The sequence below is a fragment of the Microcoleus sp. FACHB-831 genome (assembly GCF_014695585.1).
Taxonomy (GTDB): Bacteria; Cyanobacteriota; Cyanobacteriia; order Cyanobacteriales; family FACHB-T130; genus FACHB-831.
Map to the genome: position 1 here is coordinate 1 of NZ_JACJON010000002.1, position 2,690 is coordinate 2,690.

At 41.6% G+C, this 2,690-nt stretch carries 2 protein-coding genes and 1 pseudogene; 2 read left to right on the top strand and 1 reads right to left on the bottom strand.

Annotated elements, in window-relative coordinates; genetic code table 11:
- Both H6F77_RS00020 and H6F77_RS00025 read left to right on the top strand, forming a co-directional pair.
- The coding region (locus H6F77_RS00020) for a transposase (protein ID WP_190484023.1) at positions 1–330 on the top strand (330 nt) is incomplete at its 5' end.
- 11 nt (positions 331–341) lie between these two features.
- A pseudogene (locus tag H6F77_RS00025) lies at positions 342–503 on the top strand (IS1 family transposase); the annotation flags it as partial.
- A gap of 102 nt (positions 504–605) precedes the next feature.
- Here H6F77_RS00025 and H6F77_RS00030 read toward each other — a convergent pair.
- On the bottom strand, positions 606–2,027 hold the full coding sequence (locus tag H6F77_RS00030) for a lamin tail domain-containing protein (RefSeq protein ID WP_309228773.1): 1,422 nt from the start codon (positions 2,025–2,027) through the stop codon (positions 606–608).
- Between the last annotated feature and the right edge of the window lie 663 nt (positions 2,028–2,690).

Genomic DNA, 2,690 nt, shown 5'->3' on the forward strand with positions numbered 1-2,690 from the left:
GATGGAGTTACTTTTGAAGCTTTCGTTGTTCAGAAATTAATTCCTAAACTTTGGAAAAATGCTTGTGTTGTGATGGACAACGCCAAAATACATCAAGGGGAGATGGTAAGAGAATTTATCGAAAAAGCTGGAGCCAAACTGATTTATTTATCTCCTTACTCTCCTGAGTTCTCCCCCATTGAAAATTTTTGGTCAACTGTTAAATCTATCTTGATAAAGACAGCAGCTAGAACTTATAAAGATTTAGTCGATGGCATCGCCAACGCCATGTTTAAGGTAACTCAAGAAAATATTCGTAACTGGTTTGCTCATTGCTGTTATTGTACCTAATGAGAGTGGGAAATGCTATAGAAAGATTTAATAATACGATGAGGCAAAGAATATGGCGCCTGGTAAGAAAAACTCTTTCGTTCTCTAAAAAACTCTCCAATCATATAGGAGCTATCTGTTATTTTATTCATGAATATAATGCCGAATATAATGCCAGTTTATCTATAGAGTGAAAAGCTTGGTTATCATTACTATGCAGGACTACCGTTTTAAAGAGTTAACATTTCTAGTTCTAGGCGATCGCTACATATGCGATCGTCTAGAGTAACTGAGTATTAGCTAACCCCGTAGTTGTAGGGCGCTTTAGCACCTGAACGGTCAATAATTACCCAATACAAACCACTAATTTCCTCCAGTTGTAATAAGAAGATCCAGTTTGAATCAATCTTTTCCCCATTTTCTGGGGGATACTCACTCTTGGCAGTTTGCAACGTCAGGGTAGACGTAGGTTGATTCAGATAAGAACGCAGCACTTTTGTCGCCGCCGCTTTATCTGCTCCCTCTGGCAAATCAAACGCACCTGGATCGTTAAGCATCTGACTCAATGGACTTTCGATCTCGTTGTCATCTTCTAAGAAACTGCGAATTGCTAGTTGCAACGCATCGATAAATGTCACCTTACTGCCCATCGCCATCTGTTTATTAATTGCTGATGGACTGACTTTTATCGTTAATTGGGGTACGCCTAACTCGGCTTTAATACCTGGAATACCGCTCGCGCCATAAGCTAAAGTTGAAACTTGATTGCCTTGGGCATCAAATAGTTTGGCTTCATCGCCTTTATCATTCCAAATGCCTGAGCTACTACCAAAAGTGAAGCCTCCAGTTTCTGCGTGAACCTCATTGGTATAAACTCGGCAACTCTTACCTGCTTCTAACGTAGTTTTGGCGGGGAAGGTAAAAGCTTGTCTCTTACTCAAGCCAGAGGAGATCTTCCAACCGGATATATCAACAGATTCTGTGCCTTTATTGACAATCTCAACATATTCGTCAGATTGAGTCCGCTTAACTTTACCTTTGTAGGAGATATCTGCGATCGCTACTGTTCCCGTTGCTGTGACCGTCTTCTCCTCTTCCACAAACTCTTCAACCACCTCTTTGGGATCGCCTTCATCGGAAGTTTGCGTTTTAACGGGAAGTTCTGCTTGTTGCCAAGTTGCGCCGTCAATTGTGCCTTTATTACCTTTACTTGTCTTATCTGCAACTATATTTCCTGAGCCTTCATTTAATGGCCAGTAGCTTACTAAACCTGACTCGCTACCCGTTAGACGGCGGTTCATATTCTGATGAATTTCTTCTGGGGAACGAGTTACATTCCAAAGCCGAACTTCGGCTATTTTCCCTGGAAATGCGTAAGCTTCATCATCATCTTTGTACATTCCCATTAATAAATCGTTTTCAGGGGTGTAGTTAATATTTGTTCCAGCAATTGCTTGTTTGACTTTTTCCACACCATCAACATACACTTTCATCTCCATCTCCTGACCGTCATAAGTGCCAGCGATATGATGCCACTGATTCAGGTTGATAGTATTTGTTCCACTACTGGCATACTGAATTCCTGCCGATGGCACTTTTAATCCAAAATAGATGCCGCTAGTGCCATCGAGGAGTAAACCATATCCACTTTCTGTTGATCCAGTATCGAAAATATTACATATAATCCCAGCCCATCGCTTTTGAGCCGTTACATAAATCCAAGCTTATAGGCTGATGTTTTTCTCAATTTTGTATTCGTTTTTTTTGCCCAAATTGATACTATCATCTACTCCGTCAAAGCTGAGTACGTTTTGCATATCGTTCATGGTATTATTCTCCTTAAATTGTCAACTTTGGTAAACAGAAATTTCCCGGCGTTCGCCTTGTTCTATTTGCAGTTTCTAAAAGAAACTCAAAGGATTTTCACCCCCTCTAATTCGGCTATACTTCCTTAGAGTATTGACTGCGCTCGTCATCAGCCCAGCTAGACATTTTACTGGGATCATCTCACTTTTGTAAATATAAGGTCAAGGCGGAAAGATAGACAAATAGAAGTTCAACCGCAGGCACAACTGCCATGACCCTAGAAGAAACCCAACGTCTCCAAGCTTGCTTACAAGAGGCAGCAGCAATTCTCTATAGAAATAACACCTGCCGGAGAACTGAAGACCTTTGAGGGTCTGGAAAAGGCAGTGCGCCAACAGATGCTAGAGCAAGTCGGTCCAGAAATTGCTTTTTTTTTATCAAACAAGTTACCTCAATAGCTGAAAGACCTGTGCGGCGATAGGCAACCCAGCGATCGCACCAACATCCTTGGCCGTCCAAGAAGCCTGGACAACACCTACTTCGCCCGTGATTAAACTTTGAGTTGTGCGATCGCC